Genomic DNA, 559 nt, shown 5'->3' with positions numbered 1-559 from the left:
GCGGTGGTGGCCGATCCGGATCTGCCTTTGGGCCGGGTGGACGTGCTCGATGCCGGCGAGCGGGCGCGGGTGCTTGCCGCCGGGGTGGGTCCGGTGGTGGCGCCGTCGGCGGTGCTGGTGCCGGAGCTGATCGGGCGGCAGGACCCGGGGGCGGTGGCTTTGGTTGCCGGTGGCCGGACGCTGACCTACGGCGAACTGTCCGCGCGGGTGGACGACGTGGCGCGGTGGCTGGTGTCGCGGGGTGTCGGCGCGGAGTCGCGGGTTGCGGTGATGTTGCCGCGGTCGGTGGATCTGGTGGTGGCGTTGCTGGCGGTGTGGCGTGCGGGTGGCGCTTATGTGCCGGTGGATGTGGACTATCCGGCCGATCGGGTGCGGTATGTGGTGGCGGATGCGGCGCCGGTGTTGGTGTTGTCGTCGTCGGAGTTGTCGGATCGGGTGCCGGATGCGGGTGTGCCGGTGGTGCTGCTCGACAAGATCGAGCTCGGCGGGGGTGCGGAGTTGCCCGCCGTCCGGGCGGACCAGGGCGCCTATGTGATCTATACGTCGGGTTCGACGGGTC

General features: G+C 71.6%; 1 protein-coding gene. It reads left to right on the top strand.

Annotation, left to right across the window (positions count from 1 at the left end):
* The coding region (locus tag Ari01nite_RS49510; RefSeq protein WP_203791713.1) for an AMP-binding protein at positions 1 to 559 on the top strand (559 nt) is incomplete at both ends.

This window comes from Paractinoplanes rishiriensis, assembly GCF_016862375.1.
In the GTDB taxonomy this organism is placed as follows: domain Bacteria; phylum Actinomycetota; class Actinomycetes; order Mycobacteriales; family Micromonosporaceae; genus Actinoplanes; species Actinoplanes rishiriensis.
Note: the sequence above shows the minus strand (reverse complement) of the source record. Positions and strands in the feature narration are given on the sequence as shown.